Genomic DNA, 21,164 nt, shown 5'->3' on the forward strand with positions numbered 1-21,164 from the left:
GGTTAGAGGATAGAACCGTGGAAGAAGTCATCGAGCAGCTCCGAGAAGCCAACGAGCCCGTACCCGTGCCGCTTGAGCTACCGGACGAAGACCAACTGGTCGAGATCGAGGAAGAGTTGTTCATCAACATTCCATTCGTCTTCAAAGAGTTTCTGCTGACGGTCAGCGATGTGGTGTACGGCAGCCTCGAGCCGGTCACCGTCACCGACCCGCAATCGCATACCTACCTGCCAGAGGTTGCCGCAAACGCCTGGGACGCCGGCGTACCACGCGACCTGATCCCGATCTGCCAGGACGGTGATGATTATTACTGTGTCGAAGAAGACGGCACCGTGGTGCTGTGGTCCGGCGAAGAAGAGATCGTCACCGAAGACAGCTGGGAATCGGTCTGGCACTGGGCCCGGGATGTCTGGCTGGAAAGCTGAATGAGAAATATCCGCATAAATTAATGGCCCCTTGCCATTAATGTTCGTAGAATCGCCATGCATTCCTGTGCGTGGCGATTCGCTACCGCTCCATCCCCTCGGACATACGAATCGTCCCGTACAGGAAGCGCCCCGCCCATCCCCCTAGGGATGATTGTCCTGATGGTTATCCAGCGTCTCCAGCAACGCAATCTGCATGCGCGTGTGCACGCGGATGAACCAGCGCCAGAGCAACGCCGCTACCACCGCCGCCACCACCACGATCAGCACCAGCAACTCGCTGGTAGGCAGAATGCTGGCTGACAGTGCCGACAACAGCAGGAAAATCACTAGGAGCGACAACAACGGGATGACCTCGGCTATCACCCGCCGCACGCGCTGGGTATGGCGCCCAGCCATTTCCGGCTTGACCCCCATCTCAGCCAGGAGCATCGACAGGGCCTTGAGCTTTCGGTAAGCGGCAATAAGGAACGGCAACGACAGCAGCAACGCCGCGCCCCAGATCAGCGCCTTTTGCTGACCAGCATCGCTGATCCATTCGCTCAGGTACTCGCCGATCCGTGCCGCGAAGTAGCCGCCGCTGAAAAAGATCGCAATCACCAATGCCAGGTTCACACCCACCTGGAGCAAGATGCGTCGGATCATCGAGGCCAGCAGCGCACCTTCGCCGTGGGGCTGGATACTGCGCAGCCACTCACCGTACAGCGACAGCACCCGTGCCAGGCGCCGAGGAACGATCGTGGCCAGCTTGAGTGACAAAGGATCGGCACCGCGAATCAGATACGGCGTGAGCAGCGTGGTAATGGCCGAGACGGCCACTGCCACCGGGTAGAGGAAGTCGCTGGTGACCTGCAGCGTCATGCCAAGCGCGGCGATGATGAATGAGAATTCGCCAATCTGCGACAGCCCCATTCCCACCCGCAGCGACGTGCGACCATCGTTGCCCGCGATAAACGCGCCCATACCGCACGACAGCATCTTGCCCAAGACGACGGCGATGGTGATCACCACGATCGGCCAGGCATATTCAACCAGAACGCTCGGATCGATCATCATGCCGATGGCGACAAAGAAAATGGCACTGAACAGATCGCGGACCGGTTCGATCAGTCGTTCGATCTTAATCAACTGCCGGGATTCAGCCATGATTGCGCCAATCAGGAACGCCCCCAGCACCATGCTGTACTCGAGCTTGACCACCAGCAGGCAAAAGCCGAAACACAGCCCGAGCACGGTGATCAGCAGCATCTCGTTGCTTTCAAAGCGCGCCACATAGGCCAGCAAACGCGGTACCAGCAATATCCCCACAACCAAGGCCACGATCATGAACAGCGACAGCTTGCCGACCGTGGAGAACACCTCGCCGGAACTCACCGACCCGCTCACCGCAATCCCCGAAAGCAAGGCAATGATACCGATGCCAAGGATGTCCTCGACAATCAGCACGCCAAAGATCAGTTGGGCAAACCGCTCGTTTTTCATCTTCAGGTCGTTGAGCGCCTTGACGATGATGGTGGTCGAGGAAATCGCCAGGATCGCGCCGAGAAATAGCGAGTCCATGGTGCTCCAGCCGAACCAGCGGCCGATCTCGAAACCGATCCAGATCATCAGGACGATTTCCAGGAACGCGGCGATAAACGCCGTTGCACCGACCTTGAACAGCTTGCGCAGGCTGAACTCCAGGCCCAGGCAGAACATCAGGAAGATCACCCCAAGCTCGGCCAGGGTCTTGATCGTGTCTTCGTCGTGGATCAGTCCGAACGGCGGCGTGTGCGGGCCGATAATGAAGCCGGCAACGATATAGCCCAGCACCACCGGCTGCTTGAAGCGATGAAACAGGATAGTGACCACACCGGCGATCAGCATGATCACTGCCAAATCCTGGATGAAACTGATGGCATGCACGGCGCGGTACTCCTTACCTTGTCACGAAGGAAAAAACCGCGACTCTCCCGAAAACAGACCGATTGAGTTGCGGGTACTTAATGTTTTTAATGTAGGGAACCCACTTTGCGTGGGTCTGTTCAGGTTAACACTGGCGCCTGTCACGAAAAGCCGATGCAATAAGTGGAAACAGATCGACCAAATCAACGCCATAAATGGCAAAACCAGCGTGACGGCAAGGCCGCTGTCAGCGTCCCGTCTTTTAGATGGGAATCGTATTAGGGGAAAGAAGCGTGAATACCAGTCGCCACCCCGCCTCAGCGCAACCTAACCGTGAGCACACTATGGAACCTGGAAACGCCCAGCTGTCGATGACCGTCCTGATGACCCCGGACAAAGCCAACTTTTCTGGCAATGTGCATGGCGGCACCCTGCTGAAGTACCTTGATGAAGTCGCTTATGCCTGTGCCAGCCGCTATGCCGGTCGCTATGTCGTAACCCTTTCGGTGGATCAGGTGGTCTTCCGCGAGCCGGTGCATGTCGGCGAACTGGTCACCTTTCTCGCCTCGGTGAACTACACCGGCAACACCTCGATGGAGGTAGGCATCAAGGTCGTCACCGAGAATATTCGCGAGCGCTCGGTACGCCACAGCAATAGCTGCTTTTTCACCATGGTGGCCGTTGATGACGACCGCAAACCGGTCGCGGTGCCACCGCGCCAACCGGAAACCAGCGAGGAGAAGCGCCGCTTCCTGCAAGGCAAGCAGCGCCGACTGATTCGCCAGGAGCTGGAAAAGCGCTACCAGGAACTCAAGGGCGACGCGCTTTAAGCCTTGACCGGCTGCGCCTCGAAGCGCACCCGCGGATGCACGATGCGATCCTGGGCCCGCACCAGTTCAAGTTCGTAACTGGCGCAGGCCTGGGTTTCAAGCAGCACCTCGTGCACGGCAGCAGCGGTGAATTCGAACGCTGTCAGCCAGTCATCGCCCAGCAGCACGCGGGCGAGGAACAGGCCCGAGGTCAGGTCACCGACGCCCACCGGCTGACGCGGAAACGCCAATAGCGGGCGGCGGATGTGCCAACTGCCTGCTGCCGTCACCAGCAGCATCTCGAAATCCTGTGCGCCGCGCCCCGGATACGCCAGGTGCTTGACCAGCACTGCTTTCGGTCCGCGCGCCAGCAGGCTGCGCGCCATGGCAACGCAGTCTTCCAGCGATTCCGGACGACGCCCGCAGAAACTGTCGAGCTCCAGTTGGTTGGGACACAGCACATCGGCCACCGCCACCGCTTCGTCGAGCAGGAAACTGCTGACTTCGGCTGGCACGATGCAGCCCTTTTCCGGGTGGCCCATGACCGGGTCGCACAAATACAAGGCTTTCGGGTTTACCGCCTTGATGCGTGCAACGCCACTGAGAATCGCCCGTCCTTGCTCGGCGCTTCCCAAGTAGCCCGACAGCACCGCATCGCAGTTGCCCAGCTCGCCGATCGCTGCAATACCTTCAACCAGTGCAGGGATTTGCGCAGGCGCAAGCACTTCCCCGGTCCACTGGCCATACTGAGTGTGGTTGGAAAACTGCACCGTGTTGAGCGGCCACACGTTGACGCCAACTCGCTGCATCGGAAACACCGCCGCGCCGTTACCGGCATGGCCGAAAACTACATGGGACTGGATAGCAAGCAAGTGTGGCGTACGTTTCATGCAAAACTTCCGAAACAATTAGATGAAAAACACGGCACGCAGTATGGCGCTAAATGCCACCTGTACGACAGACCGCACAGGCAGTTAAGCTGAACGTACATCGCTGGAGCAAATGTAAATGTTGACCCTGGGTAATCTCTTCGTGCTGATGTTGCTGGCCACCGCCGGCGCCTGGCTGTGGCACAACCATGGATTGCGGGAAAAAGCCCTGGAACGGGTCAAGCAGCACTGCGCCAAGCTAGACCTGGAGCTGCTGGACGGCAACGTTGCGCTCAAGCGCATTGGTTTTGTCCGCGATGCCAGCGGCCGTAAACGCCTGGCACGGGTGTACAACTTCGAATTCACCGTCACCGGTGAGCAGCGCCACCCCGGTACCGTCACTCAGTTCGGCGCGCACACGATGCAGATCGAGCTGGCGCCCTACCCGTTCGAGATCAAGCCTGCACCACAGGCCGATAACGTCATCGAAATGAACCAGTGGCGTCAGGATCACAACCGCTGGCGTAACTAGCTTACACAGGCCTGCATGGCCGCGTGCAAGGCATCGCGGTCCTGCCTGGACGCAAATATGAGCTCGATGCGTGAGTCGCGGCGCCATTCGCTGGGCTGCCAGTTCAGCGCCTTCTGACCAGCCAGGGCGTTGATCGATTGCCAACCTTGCGCGCTGTGGATAACCAGCTTGGCCCGGCGCCAGTCAGTGCTGTGCAAAAACTGCTCGATACGCCCCCGGTCAAATACCTGCTGCGGATGCCAGCGCCAACCGATACTCCAGCCATCTGCAGCGTCCTGAACGCTACAGATTGCCTCGTGTGGATTTGTCCACAGGGTCGCTACAGGCCCGTCTGCCGGGGGCAATGTCAGCTTATCCACAGCCTCGATGCGCGTCGGTTCCGACGCCTGACAGGGGAGCAGCGTCAAAGGTAGATAACCCTGCTCGGTCCAATACAGCGCCTGATCGGGTAGCTGTGAACTTATCCACAGGCGACGTTCGTCGTTCACATCGGTTGACTTGTTCAACACCAACAGGCCAGCACCGGCCAAGGCCTGCTGCTGCGCTTCGGGCAGCGCCTGACCGGTTGCGAGTTGTTCGGCGTCCAGTACCATCACGCTGGGTTGTACCGCCAGCACCCCGCGCCACGGCGGCTGTCGCAATTGCTCGACGAGCTGCAACGGATGCCCAAGGCCCGACGGCTCGATGAATAGTCGATGCGGTCGGGCCTTACGCAGCAAGCGCCCCAGCCCGACCTGAAAAGGTGCGCCATTGACACAGCACAGGCAGCCACCAGCCACTTCCCCCATGGAAATGCCCTGATCGTCGGTACTCAACAGTGCCGCGTCGAGGCCAACCTGGCCGAACTCATTGATCAGCACAGCCCAGCGTTCATCGGCAGGCCGTTGAGACAGCAACTGGCGAATCAGGCTGGTCTTGCCGGCGCCCAAGGGCCCGGCAATCACATGAGTAGGAATGTTCTGCAGCATAGGACGGTAGAGGCTCCGAATTTTCGTCACTATGCCTCGATATCAGGCCAACCAGTCAAGGCTGAGAATCAAGCGACGCTCACCACGGGCCAGCGACGGTGAACGGTGGACCAGCCCTGCGCCCTGATTGCCCAGCCACTTTTCCCCTTTCAGCAGGGCAACATCTCCTGCGGTTAGTTGCTGGATTTCGCACAGGCCGGGTTGCTCATCAGCCAACTGCGAGCGCTTGATCGCACTTTCCTTGAGCCATTCGCTACCGGGGCCGGCATAAGTGGTGAGCAGACGCACCGGCACATGATCAACATGAAAGCGCGGGCACATGGCGCGATCCAGCGCAGTGACACGCAGGCCAACGCGGCGGGCATCGAGCAGGCACCCAAACGCGGCCACCAGCCAGGCAACATCGGCGATGAAGGCCTCATGGCCCTGCACGTCGGCGTAACCGGCCAACAACCCGCCAAGGTCAGGCGGTTGATGACTGGCATCCAGTTCCAGCTCTCGGCGCTCGCCAACCGGTTGGTTCAACGACAACAACGCACAGGCAAAGTCCTTGATCTGCACCGGCAAGCGCCGTTGCCAGACCGCCATATTGACGGTGTCCTGCAACACTTCGGTCAACACCTGCGGCGTGTCGCCCTCGGCCTGCCGAATGGGCAGTTGTAGCCTGCTCGCCAGCATCAGGCCACCTCCTCGTCATACCAGCCGTCAAAAGGGTCCGGCAGTTGCCGCCAGCCTTCGACGCCCTCGGCCATTTCTGCCTCGCTCAGCAGGCAGGCTTCGAGGTCCGCCCCCAGACGCTTGAAGTCGATGTGCTGACCGATGAACACGAGTTCCTGGCGGCAATCACCTTCTTGGGCCGTCCAGTGCTTGAGAATCGCAGCCGTGCTTTGTTCATCCTGCGGCCAGTCCGGACGCGGTACAAAGCGCCACCAACGCCCGGCAAAGCCGTAACGCATCATGCCGCCGGCCTGCGACCAGCTGCCGGCATCCTGGTGCTTGCTGGCCAACCAGAAGAAACCTTTGGAGCGCAGCAACCGCCCGTTCACCCAGGGCCTGTTGATAAAGTCGAAGAAGCGCTGTGGATGAAGCGGTCGGCGCGCCCGCCAGACGCTGGCGGCGATACCGTATTCCTCGGTTTCCGGCACATGTTCGCCGCGCAGTTCCTGCAGCCACCCCGGGGCCTGGGCGGCACGCTCGAAATCGAACAACCCGGTGTTGAGGATCGACGTCAGAGGCACCTGCCCCATCAGCATCGGCACGATCCGCGCCTGGGCGTTGAGGCTGCGCAAAATGGCCGTGAGCTCTTCACGCTCATCGCGGCTGATCATGTCGATCTTGCTGAGCAGGATCACATCGGCGAACTCAACCTGTTCGATCAGCAGGTCACTGATCGAGCGCTGATCGTCCTCGCCCAATGTTTCACCCTGACTCGCCAGGCTCTGCGCACCTTGGTAATCGTGCAGGAAGTTCAGCCCATCGACGACCGTCACCATGGTATCCAGGCGCGCCTGGTCGGCGAGGCTAGCGCCCCGTTCATCACGAAAGGTAAAGGTCTCGGCAACCGGCAGCGGTTCGGAAATGCCGGTGGACTCAATCAGTAAGTAATCAAAACGGCCTTCACGCGCCAAACGGCCAACTTCCTCCAACAGGTCCTCGCGCAGGGTGCAGCAGATGCAGCCATTGCTCATTTCCACCAGTTTTTCTTCCGCACGATTGAGGCTGACATGGCGTTGCACCTCGCTGGCGTCAATGTTGATTTCACTCATGTCGTTGACGATCACCGCCACCCGCAAGTTCTCGCGGTTGCGCAGCACATGATTCAGCAGCGTACTTTTGCCAGCCCCGAGGAAGCCGGAAAGCACAGTGACAGGAAGGCGGTTGGGCATGGACAGATCCTCATCGGGCAGGTGCATTCAAACGATGCATTGCACAATGTTATAATATAACAATACAATCTCGCCAAGCTGCTTTACCTAACCTCGATTAAAGGCCTTCGCCAAGGACGCCAAATTGAACAGCTTTTGCTCGTCTGTCGCTGTCGTGTTACTGCTGTTCCTGCCCGTTGCCGCGCAGGCGCTGCCACTGAGCCAAGGTCTGGCGCTGTGTACCCGAAGCGCCACGTTGCTGGCCTGTGGTGATGTTCAAGGCAACTACTACAGCGTACGCATCGACGGCGGCACGACATACCTGCGCGGCTATGAAGTGGAGGGACGGCGGCTCTGGACACAAACCAACAGCCGCTACGGCCAGCTGACGTTCTACACCGGTCTGGCCAGTGACGGTGAAACCTGGGTGGGCTACAGCCGTAAAGTCGGCTGGACCACCTTCAACCGAGTATCCAGTTCCAGCGGGCAGCGCTTCAAGGTGCGCTGCGAACGGCTGAGCGGCTGCCAGTAAACATCACACCCTCCCGCCCTGGAATTCGAGCTGCCCATGACCGCCCTGACGCTTCCTGATATTGCCGCGCAAGCCACTCAAAGTTCGTTGCCACTAAACTGGGTCGGTATGTGCAACATTGCCCTACCCGTACAGTTCGACGGCAGCAGGTTGCGTGCAAGCGCCGACGCGGGCGTCGACCTGGACGATGGCAACTCACGCGGAATCCACATGTCGCGCCTGTACCTGGCACTGGAGGTTTTCGAACAGCAGCCCCTAACACCGCAGCTCATTCACCAGGTGTTGGGTACCTTTCTTGAAAGTCATGCCGGGCTATCCACGGGCGCCTATTTGCAATTGCGCTTTGAGCTGATGCTTAAACGCCCCGCATTGATCAGCCCATTGGCGGGCTGGAAAGCGTATCCCGTCACTCTATCTGCACAGCTAAAAGATGAAGTGTTCCACGTGGAACTAAATGTGCAGCTGGATTATTCCTCCACCTGCCCTTGCTCCGCTGCCTTGGCCAGGCAATTGATTCAACAGCAATTTCTTGCCGACTTCAGCGACCGCGGTCTCAACCATGAGGCAGTATTCAACTGGTTGGGTAGCGCTGAGGGTGTGGTGGCCACCCCGCACAGCCAGCGCAGTTCCGCACAGCTGCAGGTACGTTTAAAGGAGGGAATGAACGAGCTGCCGATCAAAGCCCTGATCGATCAGGCGGAAGCCGCTCTAGGCACCGCTGTGCAAACCGCAGTGAAGCGCACAGACGAACAGGCGTTCGCCTTGGCCAATGGTCAGAACCTGATGTTCTGCGAAGACGCCGCGCGACGCTTGCACCGGGCGCTGCAGCAACTTCCCTGGTTGACCGGCTTCACCCTGCGTGTGGAACATGCTGAAAGTCTGCATGCCCACGACGCAGTCGCTCATAGTCAGTGGTACTGGTAACGCGCTTCAGGTTCGCGGCTTGACGGTACCGCAGTCTTCACCCAGCCAAACGGCACGGGTGTTCATGCTGCCTTGCTGCTGGACGCCTGAGGCGTTGAACGTACCGTTCACCGTGGTGGTGAACTCCTTATCACTCTGGAAGGTTGCCACACCGTTGCCCTGTGCTTTCGGGCAGCTGAAAGTGAACTTCCAGATGTTACCCGTGCGTTCGGTAATCTTCTGAGTGCACCCGGACTTCGGGTCCTGCAATGGAATGTCGTTGGTCTTGACCTGTTCCGGCGTAAGGCACGAACGCACCCCCTGACCGGCGACACTGATGCCCTGCTTGGCCAGGCCGCCTTCAATCATCGCCCGCTGTTCGGGTGGCAGGTTCTTCAACTGGCCAAGCATGAAGCCCATGTCCGGCAGCGCCTTGCCATCGACCTGCATATTGCTGGTGGTCAGTTCCCACAACCCCGGTTGCAACATCTGCGCATGCACCAACGGGCTCGCCAGCCCCAGAACCAGTGCCAGCATTGGCAGACGACTTTTCATGTAATGACTCCTCGAAACTCCAGCCCCAAGCTGGAACAAAGCTTAGACGTCAATTTGCCCTTTCGGTTGCAACTGCGGTGTGGAACATGCTCTGTTAGTAGGCAGTACCTTTGGACAGCAGGATGCGTATGGATTACCACAGCCCCTACTTCTTCGGTTACCTGATCGGTGCCTTGCATTTGCTCGGTGCAATCGCTGCCATGCATGCGGTGTTGACGGTACGCACCGCTCAGGGTGCAATTGCCTGGGCCTTGTCGCTACTGTTCATTCCCTACTTCACCCTGATCCCCTACCTGATCTTTGGCAGCCGGACCTTCGACGCCTACATCCAGGCCCGGCGTCAGGCCAACCGGGAAATGCATGTCGCCATGGCCGACCTGAACTGGCGGCCATGGGTAGACGAAGCGTTGGCGGCACGAAACTCTGAATCCTACGGGGCACTGCGGGCGATGCCCAAACTGGGCCGAATGCCTTGTCTGGCGAACAACCAGGTGCGTCTGCTAATCGACGGCAAGGCCACTTTCGATGCGATCTTTGCCGCCATTGAACAAGCCAGCACCACCGTGCTGGTGCAGTTCTTCATCATCCATGACGACAAACTGGGACGGGTCCTGCAAGCGTTATTACTGAAAAAAGCCGCTCAAGGCGTGAAGGTGTATGTGCTGTACGACGGAGTCGGTAGCCATGCCCTGCCGGCCAGCTACAGCCAGACCCTGCGCGATGGCGGGGTAAATGTTCGCGCATTCGCCACACGCCGGGGTTTGTTCAACCGCTTCCAGGTCAACTTCCGCAACCATCGCAAGATTGTGGTAATCGATGGTGTGCAAGGGTTCCTCGGCGGCCACAACGTCGGTGACGAATACCTGGGGGAAAAGCCACCGCTGTCGCCCTGGCGCGACACCCATGTTCAGGTCACGGGCCCGGTGCTGGCCTGCCTTCAGGAGTCGTTCGCCGAAGACTGGTTCTGGGCCGCTCGGGAGCTGCCGCCGCTGATCCTGCCCGACGCCTATCCGGAAGACGGCGTGCTCTGCCAGGTGTTGGCCAGCGGACCAGCCGACCCGCAGGAAACCTGCTCGCTGTTTTTTGTCGAAGCGATTCATTCGGCGCAACAACGCCTGTGGATCACCAGCCCCTACTTCATCCCGGACGAGGCCGTGTTCGCTGCCCTGCGGCTGGCCGTGCTGCGTGGGGTCGATGTACGTATCCTGCTGCCGTCACGCGCGGACCACCGCATCGTGTATGCCGCCTCCAGCCTGTTCGCATTCGAAGCAGTACGGGCTGGCGTTCGCATGTACCGCTACGGTCCGGGGTTCCTGCACCAGAAGGTCGTGCTGATCGACAACGAGGTCAGCGCCATTGGCAGCGCCAACCTGGACAACCGCTCGTTCCGCCTTAACTTCGAAGTGATGCTACTGACAGTAGACCGCGACTTCGCCGACCAGGTCGAAACCATGCTTATCCATGACTTCGACCTGTCCCGAGAAATCAGCGCTGAAGACAGCCAGGACACGCACCGCCTGCAACAACTGGGGATGCGAATCGCCCGGCTGATTTCGCCGATCCTCTGAGCGTTTAGCGGTAGAGGTCTTCGCGGGTCAGCGGCAGGTCATGGTGGCCATCGGCGAAGGGTTTCACCGCAAGAATCTGGTGCAGGTTGATCCAGCCCTTGGCGAAGGCATAGGAGCAACCAGCAAGATAGAGGCGCCAGATACGCAGAGCTTTCTCCGGCACCAGCGTCGAGGCTAATTGCAGCTGGCTTTCCAGGCGATCACTCCAGTGCTTGAGAGTGCGCGCATAGTGCAGGCGCAGGCTTTCGACATCGACAACCTCAAGGCCAGCCTGGCTGATGCTGGCGGCGATCATCGACAGGTGCGGCAACTCGCCGTGAGGGAACACATAGCGCTCGATGAAACTCCCGGCCCCCCGCCCTACCGGACGCCCGTCCACATGCTTGGCAGTGATGCCATGGTTCATCACCAGACCACCCTCGCGCACGGCACCGAACAGCCGCTCACAGTACAGCGCCAGGTTGGCATGGCCGACATGCTCGAACATGCCGACACTGACCACCTTGTCGAAGCGACCATCTTGAGGGAGGTCGCGATAGTCGAGGATCTGCAGGTCCACCTGATCCTGCAGGCCTTCGGCCTTGACCCGCTCGCGGCCCAACTTGAGTTGCTCCTTGCTCAAGGTAATGCCGAGCACTTTGGCGCCAAACTCCCGTGCGGCGAACCGCGACAGGCCACCCCAACCGCACCCGACATCGAGAAGGTAGTCGCCCTTCTGCAAACGCAGCTTGCGGCACAGGTGTTCGAACTTGTTCTGCTGGGCTTGCTCCAGGGTGTCCTGTTCCGTTTTGAAATAGGCACAGGAGTAGGCCATGTCCTGATCCAGCCACAACTGATAGAAGTCGTTGGACAGGTCGTAGTGATAGGAAATGGCTGCTGCATCGGTGGCCTTGTCGTGTTCACGGCGCACCGGTTGTTCATCGACTTCATGCTTGAGCAGCGCTTCACTAAGCTCATCGCAAACCCGAATCACCTCACTGATGGTGCCCTCCAGCTCCAGCTTGCCTTCGACGAAGGCAGCGCCCAGTTCGTCCAGGCTTGGATGGGTCAGTTGGCTGATCAGCTGCGGATCCTTGACCAGGATGGTGACCTGCGGCTTGGGCCCCAGATCGATCTCATGACCATCCCACAGCTTCAAGCGCAGTGGCAGTCGCAGGCTTTGCAGAACAGGCGGAAGTTGCGCAAGCATGAATTGAGCCTCCCTTTCTTCATCGGACGTCACCGCAAAAGGGTAGTTCATCTGTTGGAAGTTTCAGCCTATCGCGACCATAGTCTGAAGCGCTCGGCCCCATCCCAGACCCTTCTGGCGTAATCGAGCCGCGCGATAAATTGTATACAATCAATCGCCGGGCAGACTAATCTTGGCGCCATTGTCGATTCTTCATCCTGGAGTACAACAATGAAAACCTATGATGTGGTGATCATCGGCGGCGGCCCGGGCGGCTATAACGCCGCCATTCGCGCCGGTCAGCTGGGCATGAGCGTCGCCTGTGTGGAAGGCCGCTCGACGCTGGGCGGCACGTGCCTGAATGTCGGTTGCATGCCGTCCAAGGCCCTGCTGCATGCCTCGGAGCTGTATGAATCGGCGGTAGGCAGCGAGTTCGCCAACCTGGGGATCGAGGTCAAACCCACCCTCAACCTCGCCCAGATGATGAAACAGAAAGACGAAAGCGTGACGGGCCTGACCAAGGGCATCGAGTTCCTGTTCCGCAAGAACAAAGTCGACTGGATCAAGGGCTGGGGCCAGATCGCAGGCACGGGTCGGGTCAATGTCACCGCCGAAGATGGCAGCGTCACCGAACTGCAGGCCAAGGACATCGTCATCGCCACCGGCTCCGAGCCCACGCCGCTTCCCGGTGTGACCATCGACAACCAGCGCATCATCGATTCCACCGGCGCCCTGTCGCTGCCCGCTGTACCCAAGCACCTGGTCGTGATCGGTGCCGGTGTCATCGGCCTGGAACTGGGCTCGGTGTGGCGCCGCCTGGGCAGCCAGGTCACGGTTATCGAATACCTCGACCGCATCTGCCCGGGTACCGACGAAGAAACTGCCAAGACCCTGCAACGCTCACTGGCCAAACAGGGCATCAGCTTCAAGCTGGGCAGCAAGGTCACTCAGGCCACTGCCTCGGCAGATGGCGTCAGCCTGAGCCTGGAGCCTGCCGCAGGCGGTGCCAGTGAAAACCTGCAAGCCGATTACGTGCTGGTCGCCATTGGCCGTCGTCCTTATACCAAGGGGCTGGGCCTGGAAAACGTCGGCCTCGAAACCGACAAGCGCGGCATGCTCGCCAATGAGCATCATCGCTCGGCTGTACCCGGCATCTGGGTGATCGGCGACGTCACTTCCGGCCCAATGCTCGCGCACAAGGCCGAAGACGAAGCAGTCGCCTGCATCGAGCGTATCGCCGGCAAGGCCCATGAGGTGAACTACAACCTCATCCCCGGTGTTATCTACACCCGCCCGGAACTGGCCAGCGTCGGCAAGACCGAGGAGCAACTGAAGGCCGAAGGGCGCGCCTACAAGGTCGGCAAGTTTCCCTTCACCGCCAACAGCCGGGCGAAGATCAACCACGAGACCGAAGGCTTCGCCAAGGTCTTGGCGGACGCCAACACCGACGAGGTGCTGGGTGTGCACCTGGTCGGTCCGAGCGTCAGCGAAATGATTGGCGAGTTCTGCGTGGCCATGGAATTTTCGGCCTCGGCCGAAGACATCGCCCTGACCTGCCACCCGCACCCGACCCGTTCCGAAGCCTTGCGCCAGGCCGCGATGAACGTCGAAGGCATGGCCATGCAGAACTGACTTCAGTCAGCCTGCACCCCTACCCTGCTCACCTGTGGCGCTGGCCGCCGCAGGTGCAGCAGCAGGTGCGCGAACACACCGAAGATCAACCCCCAGAAAGCAGCCGACAGCCCCAGAAATGACATCCCCGAGGCCGTCACCAGAAAAGTGATCAACGCTGCCTCGCGATCATTCGGCACGCTCATTGCGCCAGCCAGTGCGCCACCGATGGCCCCGAACAAGGCCAGCCCGGCCAGCGCCGCGATCAAGGCCGCCGGAAACGCTGTGAACAGCGATACCAGCGTCGCCCCGAACACGCCCAGCATCAGGTACAACACACCGCCGCTGACCCCCGCCCAGTAGCGCTTGCGCGGATCGTCATGTGCTTCGCGGCCGGTACAGATCGCCGCAGTGATTGCCGCAAGGTTGAGACCATGGCAACCGAACGGCGCCAGTATCAGGCTGGTGAACGCATTACTGGCGATGATCGGGCTTGCCGGGGTTTGATAGCCGTCGTTGCGCAACACGGCGATACCCGGCACAAACTGTCCGGTCAGTGCCACCATCACCAACGGCAAGCTGATGCTCAGCAAGGCATGCCAGCTGAACACCGGCGTAGTCCACACCGGCGTCGCCAAACCCACCACCAGCGCCGAACTGTTCATTTCGCAGCTAAACACGGCAATGCTCACGCCGCACACCAGCACCCCCAGCACCGCATAGCGTGGTGCGATGCGCTTGAACAGCAGGTAAGTGACGAACATCGCCAGCACCAACAGCGGTTGCGACTTCAACGAGGTGAACAGCCCGGTACCGAAGCTGAACAGGATACCGGCCAGCATCGCCGCAGAGATGGCCGGTGGCAGCTTGCCGACGATGCGGTCAAAGGCACCCGACAACCCCACCAGCAGGATCACCAGGTTGGCGACGATGTAAGCGCCGACCGCCTCGGCAAACGCGATATCCGGTAGTAGTGCCACCAACAGCGCCGACCCCGGTGCCGACCAGGCAATCACCAGCGGGACCTTGAAACGCAGGCTGAGCACGATGCCCAACACACCGCTGCCGATGGAAATGGCCCACACCCAGGAAGACAGTTCGGCCGCCGACAACTGTGCACTGTGGGCGGCCTGGAAGATGATCACCAAGGGTCCTGCATAAGAAATCAGCGTGGCGATGAAGCCCGCAACCAAAGCAGAGAGGGAGAAGTCCTGGAGTATTGTTTTCATTGGATCATCCAGTAAATGGCTTCTGAAAAGCAGCGCGGGGCAAGCGCGCTTCCACAAACACTGTGGGAGCGCGCTTGCCCCGCGCCGGATTCAACCCGGTTCTCAGGCGTCCTGCAACGCCCGCGGCCGCTTGCTGCGCGCTTCGCTGGCAGGCTTGGGTGCCGCAAGCAACTGGAAGTCGAAGTCCATTTCGGCGAAACGCCCTTCAACACCGCGGGCATCGGCTGCAGCTGCATCTTCGACAAAGCGCAGCTCGCCGATCAGGCCATCACGGGTGGCATAGGCAAAGTCGTCCCACAGGTACTGGTCACCGGCAAGGTTGATCTGGGTGGTCAGGTGACGATAACCCGGTGCCGAAATGAAGAAGTGGATATGCGCCGGACGATTGCCGTGACGACCGAGCTGATCGAGCAGCTCCTGGGTCGGGCCGTCTGCCGGGCAGCCATAGCCCGACGGCACGATGCTGCGCGCGCGGTAGCGCCCTTCGGCATCGGTCACGATGCGGCGACGCAGGTTGTAGTCCGACTGGGTGCTGTCGAAGTACGAATAGGTACCCTGGGTGTTCGCATGCCACAGGTCGACCACGGCGCCAGCCACCGGCTGACCTTGCTCGTCGAGGACACGACCCTGAAGGAACATCACAGTCCCTGGGTCCAGGCCGTCGTCCATGCGTACTTCGCCTTCGGCCAGCGGTGCGCCGGCAACATACAGCGGGCCTTCGATGGTGCGCGGCGTACCGCCGCTGATGCCGGCTTCAGCATCCTGGGCATCCAGTTGCAGGTCCAGGTAGTGTTCAACACCCAGGCCGGCAACCAGCAGGCCGGCTTCCTGGCGCGAACCCAGGCGGTTGAGGTAATCCACCGCCTTCCAGAACTCATCAGGGGTCACTTGCAGGTCTTCGATGATGCGCGCCACATCGTTGACGATGCGGTTGGTCACCAGCTTCATGCGCGGGCTGCCCAGGTCGTTGTTCAGGCCACTGACTTCTTCGAAGAATTTCTGGACATCGGCAGTGTGAGCGATCTTCACGGTCATGGTTTGTACCTCGAATTGTTGTTATCGGCGTTTCGCGTTCAACGGTCGTCGCTGTGGATCGATGACGGGTGGCGGCACAGGCCATCAATCTCGATGTCCATATAGGGGAACAGCGGCAGCTGCATCAGGGTGTCGTGCAGCGCCTCGACACTGGCTAGGTCGAACACGCTGTAGTTGGCGTAGTGCCCGGCAATGCGCCACAGGTGACGCCAGCTGCCTTCACGCTGCAGGCGCTGGGCCAGTTCCTTTTCGTCGGCCTTTAGCTGCGCAGCTTTGGCCGGGTCCATGTCCAGGGGCAGGTTCACGGTCATTTTCACGTGGAACAACATGGCATCTCTCCTTACTTGCGGCTGAAGAACGCCAGGCGTTCTTCGTCCAGGGTCAGGCCCAGGCCCGGGGTACGGGGTACGTGCAGGGCGAAGTCGCGGTACACCGGCGCCTCGTTAACGATCTCTTCGGTCAGCAGCAGCGGGCCGAACAGTTCGGTGTGCCAGGTCAGTTTGTTCAGGGTGACAAAGGCATGGGCAGCGGCCAGGGTGCCGATCGAACCTTCGAGCATGGTCCCGCCGTACAGGGCGATACCGGCGGCTTCGGCGATCTGCGCGGTGCGCAGTACGGCACGCGGACCGCCGTTCTTGGCGATCTTCAGGGCGAAGATGCTCGCTGCGCCATCGGCCGCCAGACTGAAGGCATCCTCAACGCTCTCGATGGATTCATCGGCCATGATCGGTGCCGGGCTGCGCTGGTTCAGGCGCACTTGACCGGCACGATTGATACGCGAAATAGGCTGTTCGACCAGGTCGATACCGTTGTCGCCCAGCACTTGGCAGGCGCGGATGGCCTGGGACTCGTCCCAGTACTGGTTGACGTCCACCCGCACACTGGCGCGTTCGCCCAGTGCGCGCTTGATGGCAATTACATGGTTGAGGTCATGGGCGACTTCGCTGGAACCGATCTTCAGTTTGAAGATGCGGTGGCGGCGTAAATCGAGCATCTGCTCGGCCTCGGCAATGTCGCGCGCAGTGTCACCGCTGGCCAGGGTCCAGGCCACTTCCAGGCTGTCGCGCACACGCCCGCCAAGCAGTTCGCTGACGGCCAGGCCCTGACGCTTGCCCTGGGCATCGAGCAACGCGCTCTCGATCCCGGAGCGGGCGAAGGTGTTGCCCTTGATCACCTTGTCCAGGCGTTGCATGGCGGCATTGATGTTGCTCGCATCCTGGCCGATCAGCAGCGGCGCGAAGTAGCTGTCGATGTTCTGCTTGATGCTTTCCGGGCTTTCGTTGCCATAGGCCAGGCCGCCAATCGTGGTGGACTCACCGAGGCCTTCGATGCCATCCGAACACTGCAGGCGGATGATCACCAGCGTCTGTTTCTGCATGGTGTGCATCGCCAGCTTGTGCGGGCGAATGGTGGGCAGGTCGACGATCAGCGTCGAGATGCGTTCAATCAGGGGATGACTCATCGAGATCTCCAGGGGGCGCTCAGCCGAGGTCGCCGCCGCCGACCGGCAATACCGTGCCGGTAATGTAGGAAGCCTCGTCGGAGGCCAGGAAGAGGATCGCGCCAACCTGCTCATCAAGGTTGCCGTAGCGTTTCATCAGGCTGCTGTCGAGCGTCTGGTCGACGATTTGCTGGTACCAGACTTTCTCGTCGCCGCTCTGTTCGGCACTGTTACGCGGCACCCGACGTGGCGGTGCTTCGGTGCCACCGGGGGCCGTAGCGTTGACCCGCACACCGCGGCCGGCAGTTTCAAAGGCCAGGCACGCAGTCAGAGCATTCACGCCACCTTTGGCGGCGCCGTACGGCACACGGTTGACGCTACGCGTGGCGATCGAGGAAACGTTGACGATGGCGCCATGGCCCTGCTCAAGCATGTAGGGCAAGGCGGCATGACAGCACCACAAGGTCGGGAACAACGAGCGACGGACTTCGGCTTCGATCTGCGCCGCTTCGTAATGCTCGAACGGCTTGGCCCAGATGGTGCCGCCAACGTTGTTGACCAGCACATCAAGGCGGCCGAAGTGCTCCACCGCAGCGGCCATGACCCGGTTGCAGTCGTCGTACTGCTCCAGGTCCGCTGTCAAGGTCAGTACGCCCTCGCCTTGCAGCTCGTGGACCAGCTCCGAGCGATCCACGGCTACCAGGGTCGCGCCCTCTTCGAGCAAGCGCTCGCACAGACGGCGGCCGATGCCCTGCGCCGCGCCGGTAACCAGCGCGACCTTGTTGTCGAATCTGTTGTTCATGACAACCTCGAGTAAAAAGGGACCGAACGTACCCGCACGATGCGCCCGGCCCCGTAAACAGGTTCAGGCAGCGGCAGCGGCGAATTTTTCGTAGTAGAAGTTCGCTGGGGTGATGCCCTGTTCGCGGATGTACTGGCTGACCGCCTCGACCATCGGCGGCGGGCCGCACAGGTACACATCGACGTCGCCCTCGTTAAGGTGCTGCGGCTCGATGTGCTGGGTGACATAACCCTTGAGCGGGTGCTGGCTGTCGGGGTTGGCCACGCAGGCGCTGTAGCTGAAATTGGGGATGCGTGCAGCCAGCGCTTGCAGGCGGTCCAGCTCAACCAGGTCGAAGTCGTTGGTCACGCCGTAGATCAGGTGCAGCGGATGTTCACTGCCCTCCTCGGCAATTTTCTCCAGCATCGCGGTGAACGGAGCGAGCCCGGTCCCCCCCGCCAACAGCAGCAACGGCCGGCGGATTTCGCGCAGGTAGAAACTGCCCAGCGGTCCGGCCAGGGTCATGCTGTCGCCGGCCTTGGCCAGGCCAGTGAGGAAGCTGCTCATCAGGCCGCCCGGCACGTTGCGGATCAGGAAGCTGACTTCGCCATCCTTCTGCAGCGAGCTGAAGGAATAGGCGCGGGTCTGTTCACTGCCGGGCACGCCGAGGTTGACGTACTGCCCGGGCAGAAAGGCCAGGCGGCTCAAAGCATCGCCCTTGATCGACAGCGCAATGGTGCTGTCGGAGAGCTGACGCACCGCACTGATGCTGGCCTGGTAGCTGGACTGCTCGGTCTTGCACACCTGGGACGAAGCCGGAATGCGTACCACGCAATCGCTCTCGGCACGCATCTGGCAGGTCAGCACATAACCCTGGGCGGCTTCTTCTTCGCTCAAGGCATCTTCGATGTATTCCTGACCGAGGTCGTAACGACCGGCCTCGGCAAAGCACTTGCAGGTACCGCAGGCGCCATCACGGCAATCCAGCGGAATGTTGATGCCCTGGCGGTAGGCGGCATCCGCCACGGTTTCGTCAGCAGCGGCGTCAATGAAACGGGTAACCCCGTCCTCGAAATTCAAGGCGATCTTGTGCATGGCGCACCTCGCAGAAAAACTGGATTCAGATGTGGTAAACGTCGATGACCTGACGCACGTAGTCGTTCTTGAGCACGACTTTCTTGGCCTTGATCAGCGGCCGCTCGCCGCGCACATCAAGGGTGTAGAAACTGGTGCCGAAGTGACTGTCCACTGTCTTGTAGCGAAAGCTTAAGGTGTGCCAGTTGAAACGCACCTTGCAGACGCCATCGCCCTGTTCCAGCAGTTCGATGTTGCTGATGTTGTGCGAGGTACGGGTGTCGGGCATGGTCGCACTGGAGCGTTCGGTCTTGATCCGGAACACCCGGTCTTCCAGGCCGCCACGGTTGCCGTACCAGATCAGCGAGATTTCCCGTTGCGGGTCTTCGGTGAGCTGGTCGTTGTCGTCCCAGGCCGGCATCCAGAAGGTTGCGTCGGCGGCGTAGCACTCCAGCCAGTTGTCCCACTGGCTGTCGTCCAGATAACGCGCTTCTTCGTAGAGAAAGTCGCGTACTTGCTCGAAGGAAATGCTCATTGCACGGCCTCCACAGGGATCAGTTGCTGCTCGTCAGCGAGGGCCTTGAGCATGGTTTCCTGCCAGTACTTGTGCTGGAGCACGAACAGGCCTTCGTCTTCGGTGCGCACACCGCTCATTTGCGGATGCAGGTCGATTTCCTGCGCAGCAGCATCGGCGCCGTCAACCCAGTGGGTTGCCCCGCGAGACATGTCGTTCCAGCCACGCCCGCCCTGGTAACCCATCTGACACGAGCGGAACTCTTCGAGGTCATCCGGAGTGGCCATGCCACTGACGTTGAAGAAGTCTTCGTACTGACGGATACGCTGGGCCCGGGCCTCATCGCTCTCGCCCTTGGGGGCGATGCAATAGATGGTGATCTCTGTCTTGTCCACGGCGATCGGCCGGGCGATACGGATCTGCGAGCTGAACTGGTCCATCAGGTACACGTTGGGGTACAGGCACAGGTTGCGCGAGTTCTCGATCATCCAGTTGGCACGGGCCTGACCGAAGTCAGCGGCCAGTTCGTCACGGCGCTCGAACAGCGGACGGTCCTCGGGGTTGGCCCAACGGGTCCAGAGCAACAGGTGGCCCTTATCGAAGGAGTAGAAGCCGCCACCGCTCTTGGCCCAGCCACCCGCACTCATGGTTTTCACTTCACCGCCCGCTTCGCGCTGCTTGCGCTGGTTCTGGGTGGCGGCATAGTTCCAGTGCACGGCACTGACGTGATAGCCGTCGGCGCCGTTCTCGGCGGTCAGCTTCCAGTTGCCTTCATAGATGTAGGAAGACGAACCGCGCAGCACTTCCAGACCTTCCGGCGACTGATCGACGATCATGTCGATGATCTTCGCCGACTCGCCCAGGTGCTCGACCAGCGGCACTACGTCCGGGTTCAGGCTGCCGAACAAGAAGCCGCGATAGGACTCGAAGCGGGCGACCTTGGTCAGGTCATGGGAGCCTTCACAGTTGAAGCTCGCCGGGTAGCCGGCATCGACCGGATCCTTGACCTTGAGCAGCTTGCCGGAGTTGTTGAACGTCCAGCCGTGGAATGGGCAGGTGTAGGAGGAGCGGTTACCGCTCTTGTGCCGGCAGAGCATTGCACCGCGGTGGCTGCAGGCATTGAGGAAGGCATTGAGCACCCCCTCCTTGTTGCGCGCGATGAAAATCGGCTGGCGCCCCATGGTGGTGGTGAGGAAGTCGTTCTTTTCAGGAATCTGGCTTTCGTGGGCAAGGTACAGCCAGTTGCCCTCGAAGATGTGTTTCATTTCAAGATCGAACAGACGGGGGTCGGTGAACATCTCGCGCTTGCAGCGAAAGACGCCCTTCTCCTGATCTTCTTCAAGCAGGGAATTAAGGTAATCGAATCCCAGGGACATGGCCGGGGCCTCCGTTGTTATTGTG

Annotated in this window: 22 protein-coding genes; 7 read left to right on the forward strand and 15 right to left on the reverse strand. The window is 60.5% G+C overall.

The genetic code is table 11. The features are described from left to right. Positions 1 to 17: 17 nt before the first annotated feature. Entirely contained in the window at positions 18 to 425 is a 408-nt protein-coding gene (locus DM813_RS03160; RefSeq protein ID WP_128321976.1) for an SMI1/KNR4 family protein, read from the forward strand. A 144-nt stretch (positions 426 to 569) separates the two neighbouring features. Here DM813_RS03160 and DM813_RS03165 read toward each other — a convergent pair whose 3' ends face one another. Further along, positions 570 to 2,330: a cation:proton antiporter gene (locus DM813_RS03165; protein WP_128321977.1), complete on the reverse strand. Its 1,761-nt coding sequence runs from the start codon at positions 2,328 to 2,330 to the stop codon at positions 570 to 572. A gap of 323 nt (positions 2,331 to 2,653) precedes the next feature. Here DM813_RS03165 and DM813_RS03170 point away from each other — a divergent pair, with 323 nt between their 5' ends. Continuing rightward, entirely contained in the window at positions 2,654 to 3,139 is a 486-nt protein-coding gene (locus tag DM813_RS03170) for an acyl-CoA thioesterase (RefSeq protein WP_128321978.1), read from the forward strand. Here DM813_RS03170 and pdxY read toward each other — a convergent pair. After that, positions 3,136 to 4,008 (reverse strand): pyridoxal kinase PdxY, encoded by an 873-nt coding sequence (pdxY, locus tag DM813_RS03175; RefSeq protein ID WP_128321979.1) that lies wholly within the window; start codon positions 4,006 to 4,008, stop codon positions 3,136 to 3,138. The two genes, DM813_RS03170 and pdxY, sit on opposite strands and share 4 nt — an antisense overlap. Before the next feature lie 118 nt (positions 4,009 to 4,126). On the opposite strand from pdxY, the gene DM813_RS03180 reads away from it, so the two are divergent. Beyond that, positions 4,127 to 4,519 (forward strand): DUF3301 domain-containing protein, encoded by a 393-nt coding sequence (locus DM813_RS03180; protein ID WP_128321980.1) that lies wholly within the window; start codon positions 4,127 to 4,129, stop codon positions 4,517 to 4,519. On the opposite strand, the gene DM813_RS03185 is transcribed toward DM813_RS03180, so the two are convergent. The 3 genes from DM813_RS03185 to zigA are packed head-to-tail and all read right to left on the reverse strand — an operon-like array spanning position 4,516 to position 7,373. Beyond that, the gene (locus tag DM813_RS03185) at positions 4,516 to 5,487 is read right to left on the reverse strand and encodes a CobW family GTP-binding protein (protein WP_128322142.1); all 972 of its coding nucleotides are present in this window, start codon (positions 5,485 to 5,487) and stop codon (positions 4,516 to 4,518) included. The genes DM813_RS03180 and DM813_RS03185 overlap by 4 nt on opposite strands. Before the next feature lie 42 nt (positions 5,488 to 5,529). Then, on the reverse strand, positions 5,530 to 6,165 hold the full coding sequence (locus tag DM813_RS03190; protein ID WP_128321981.1) for a DUF1826 domain-containing protein: 636 nt from the start codon (positions 6,163 to 6,165) through the stop codon (positions 5,530 to 5,532). After that, positions 6,165 to 7,373, reverse strand: a complete 1,209-nt coding sequence (gene zigA, locus DM813_RS03195) for a zinc metallochaperone GTPase ZigA (RefSeq protein ID WP_128321982.1) — start codon at positions 7,371 to 7,373, stop codon at positions 6,165 to 6,167. Before zigA ends, DM813_RS03190 begins: the two co-directional genes overlap by 1 nt. Before the next feature lie 124 nt (positions 7,374 to 7,497). Between zigA and DM813_RS03200 the strand changes: the two genes are divergently transcribed. Together DM813_RS03200 and folE2 are read left to right on the forward strand one after the other, a co-directional pair. Then, the gene (locus DM813_RS03200) at positions 7,498 to 7,884 is read left to right on the forward strand and encodes a glutamine synthetase (protein ID WP_128321983.1); all 387 of its coding nucleotides are present in this window, start codon (positions 7,498 to 7,500) and stop codon (positions 7,882 to 7,884) included. 36 nt (positions 7,885 to 7,920) lie between these two features. After that, positions 7,921 to 8,808 (forward strand): GTP cyclohydrolase FolE2, encoded by an 888-nt coding sequence (folE2, locus tag DM813_RS03205; RefSeq protein ID WP_128321984.1) that lies wholly within the window; start codon positions 7,921 to 7,923, stop codon positions 8,806 to 8,808. Positions 8,809 to 8,814: 6 nt separating this feature from the next. Here the strand turns inward: folE2 and DM813_RS03210 are convergent, their stop codons facing one another. Then, the gene (locus DM813_RS03210; protein WP_128321985.1) at positions 8,815 to 9,342 is read right to left on the reverse strand and encodes a DUF3617 domain-containing protein; all 528 of its coding nucleotides are present in this window, start codon (positions 9,340 to 9,342) and stop codon (positions 8,815 to 8,817) included. A 128-nt stretch (positions 9,343 to 9,470) separates the two neighbouring features. Here DM813_RS03210 and cls point away from each other — a divergent pair, with 128 nt between their 5' ends. Beyond that, on the forward strand, positions 9,471 to 10,910 hold the full coding sequence (cls, locus tag DM813_RS03215) for a cardiolipin synthase (protein WP_128321986.1): 1,440 nt from the start codon (positions 9,471 to 9,473) through the stop codon (positions 10,908 to 10,910). Between the two features lie 4 nt (positions 10,911 to 10,914). On the opposite strand, the gene cfaB is transcribed toward cls, so the two are convergent. After that, positions 10,915 to 12,099: a C17 cyclopropane fatty acid synthase CfaB gene (gene cfaB, locus DM813_RS03220; RefSeq protein WP_128321987.1), complete on the reverse strand. Its 1,185-nt coding sequence runs from the start codon at positions 12,097 to 12,099 to the stop codon at positions 10,915 to 10,917. Between the two features lie 210 nt (positions 12,100 to 12,309). On the opposite strand from cfaB, the gene lpdA reads away from it, so the two are divergent. After that, positions 12,310 to 13,710, forward strand: coding sequence for a dihydrolipoyl dehydrogenase (gene lpdA, locus DM813_RS03225; RefSeq protein ID WP_128321988.1), 1,401 nt, complete (start codon positions 12,310 to 12,312; stop codon positions 13,708 to 13,710). Positions 13,711 to 13,712: 2 nt separating this feature from the next. Here lpdA and DM813_RS03230 read toward each other — a convergent pair whose 3' ends face one another. The 8 genes from DM813_RS03230 to benA form a co-directional block, all read right to left on the reverse strand. Then, entirely contained in the window at positions 13,713 to 14,918 is a 1,206-nt protein-coding gene (locus DM813_RS03230; protein ID WP_128321989.1) for a benzoate/H(+) symporter BenE family transporter, read from the reverse strand. A 102-nt stretch (positions 14,919 to 15,020) separates the two neighbouring features. Beyond that, entirely contained in the window at positions 15,021 to 15,953 is a 933-nt protein-coding gene (gene catA, locus DM813_RS03235; RefSeq protein WP_128321990.1) for a catechol 1,2-dioxygenase, read from the reverse strand. 38 nt (positions 15,954 to 15,991) lie between these two features. Beyond that, positions 15,992 to 16,282, reverse strand: coding sequence for a muconolactone Delta-isomerase (gene catC / locus DM813_RS03240; RefSeq protein ID WP_128321991.1), 291 nt, complete (start codon positions 16,280 to 16,282; stop codon positions 15,992 to 15,994). Positions 16,283 to 16,293: 11 nt separating this feature from the next. Further along, positions 16,294 to 17,415, reverse strand: coding sequence for a muconate cycloisomerase family protein (locus DM813_RS03245; RefSeq protein WP_128321992.1), 1,122 nt, complete (start codon positions 17,413 to 17,415; stop codon positions 16,294 to 16,296). Between the two features lie 19 nt (positions 17,416 to 17,434). After that, positions 17,435 to 18,196: a 1,6-dihydroxycyclohexa-2,4-diene-1-carboxylate dehydrogenase gene (locus DM813_RS03250; protein WP_128321993.1), complete on the reverse strand. Its 762-nt coding sequence runs from the start codon at positions 18,194 to 18,196 to the stop codon at positions 17,435 to 17,437. A 63-nt stretch (positions 18,197 to 18,259) separates the two neighbouring features. After that, on the reverse strand, positions 18,260 to 19,270 hold the full coding sequence (benC, locus tag DM813_RS03255; protein ID WP_128321994.1) for a benzoate 1,2-dioxygenase electron transfer component BenC: 1,011 nt from the start codon (positions 19,268 to 19,270) through the stop codon (positions 18,260 to 18,262). A gap of 25 nt (positions 19,271 to 19,295) precedes the next feature. Beyond that, on the reverse strand, positions 19,296 to 19,784 hold the full coding sequence (gene benB, locus DM813_RS03260; RefSeq protein WP_128321995.1) for a benzoate 1,2-dioxygenase small subunit: 489 nt from the start codon (positions 19,782 to 19,784) through the stop codon (positions 19,296 to 19,298). After that, on the reverse strand, positions 19,781 to 21,139 hold the full coding sequence (gene benA, locus DM813_RS03265; RefSeq protein ID WP_128321996.1) for a benzoate 1,2-dioxygenase large subunit: 1,359 nt from the start codon (positions 21,137 to 21,139) through the stop codon (positions 19,781 to 19,783). The genes benB and benA overlap by 4 nt, the downstream gene beginning before the upstream one ends. Between the last annotated feature and the right edge of the window lie 25 nt (positions 21,140 to 21,164).

Origin of the sequence: Pseudomonas alkylphenolica (assembly GCF_004025535.1) — a bacterium.
In the GTDB taxonomy this organism is placed as follows: domain Bacteria; phylum Pseudomonadota; class Gammaproteobacteria; order Pseudomonadales; family Pseudomonadaceae; genus Aquipseudomonas; species Aquipseudomonas alkylphenolica_A.

Excerpts from the sequence above, each read along its gene's own strand:
- DM813_RS03170 (WP_128321978.1), top strand. The coding sequence starts at position 2,654 with ATGGAACCTGGAAACGCCCAGCTGTCGATGACCGTCCTGATGACCCCG.
- pdxY (WP_128321979.1), bottom strand. The coding sequence starts at position 4,008 with ATGAAACGTACGCCACACTTGCTTGCTATCCAGTCCCATGTAGTTTTC.
- DM813_RS03180 (WP_128321980.1), top strand. The coding sequence starts at position 4,127 with ATGTTGACCCTGGGTAATCTCTTCGTGCTGATGTTGCTGGCCACCGCC.
- DM813_RS03185 (WP_128322142.1), bottom strand. The coding sequence starts at position 5,487 with ATGCTGCAGAACATTCCTACTCATGTGATTGCCGGGCCCTTGGGCGCC.
- DM813_RS03190 (WP_128321981.1), bottom strand. The coding sequence starts at position 6,165 with ATGCTGGCGAGCAGGCTACAACTGCCCATTCGGCAGGCCGAGGGCGAC.
- zigA (WP_128321982.1), bottom strand. The coding sequence starts at position 7,373 with ATGCCCAACCGCCTTCCTGTCACTGTGCTTTCCGGCTTCCTCGGGGCT.
- folE2 (WP_128321984.1), top strand. The coding sequence starts at position 7,921 with ATGACCGCCCTGACGCTTCCTGATATTGCCGCGCAAGCCACTCAAAGT.
- DM813_RS03210 (WP_128321985.1), bottom strand. The coding sequence starts at position 9,342 with ATGAAAAGTCGTCTGCCAATGCTGGCACTGGTTCTGGGGCTGGCGAGC.
- cls (WP_128321986.1), top strand. The coding sequence starts at position 9,471 with ATGGATTACCACAGCCCCTACTTCTTCGGTTACCTGATCGGTGCCTTG.
- cfaB (WP_128321987.1), bottom strand. The coding sequence starts at position 12,099 with ATGCTTGCGCAACTTCCGCCTGTTCTGCAAAGCCTGCGACTGCCACTG.
- lpdA (WP_128321988.1), top strand. The coding sequence starts at position 12,310 with ATGAAAACCTATGATGTGGTGATCATCGGCGGCGGCCCGGGCGGCTAT.
- DM813_RS03230 (WP_128321989.1), bottom strand. The coding sequence starts at position 14,918 with ATGAAAACAATACTCCAGGACTTCTCCCTCTCTGCTTTGGTTGCGGGC.
- catA (WP_128321990.1), bottom strand. The coding sequence starts at position 15,953 with ATGACCGTGAAGATCGCTCACACTGCCGATGTCCAGAAATTCTTCGAA.
- catC (WP_128321991.1), bottom strand. The coding sequence starts at position 16,282 with ATGTTGTTCCACGTGAAAATGACCGTGAACCTGCCCCTGGACATGGAC.
- DM813_RS03245 (WP_128321992.1), bottom strand. The coding sequence starts at position 17,415 with ATGAGTCATCCCCTGATTGAACGCATCTCGACGCTGATCGTCGACCTG.
- DM813_RS03250 (WP_128321993.1), bottom strand. The coding sequence starts at position 18,196 with ATGAACAACAGATTCGACAACAAGGTCGCGCTGGTTACCGGCGCGGCG.
- benC (WP_128321994.1), bottom strand. The coding sequence starts at position 19,270 with ATGCACAAGATCGCCTTGAATTTCGAGGACGGGGTTACCCGTTTCATT.
- benB (WP_128321995.1), bottom strand. The coding sequence starts at position 19,784 with ATGAGCATTTCCTTCGAGCAAGTACGCGACTTTCTCTACGAAGAAGCG.
- benA (WP_128321996.1), bottom strand. The coding sequence starts at position 21,139 with ATGTCCCTGGGATTCGATTACCTTAATTCCCTGCTTGAAGAAGATCAG.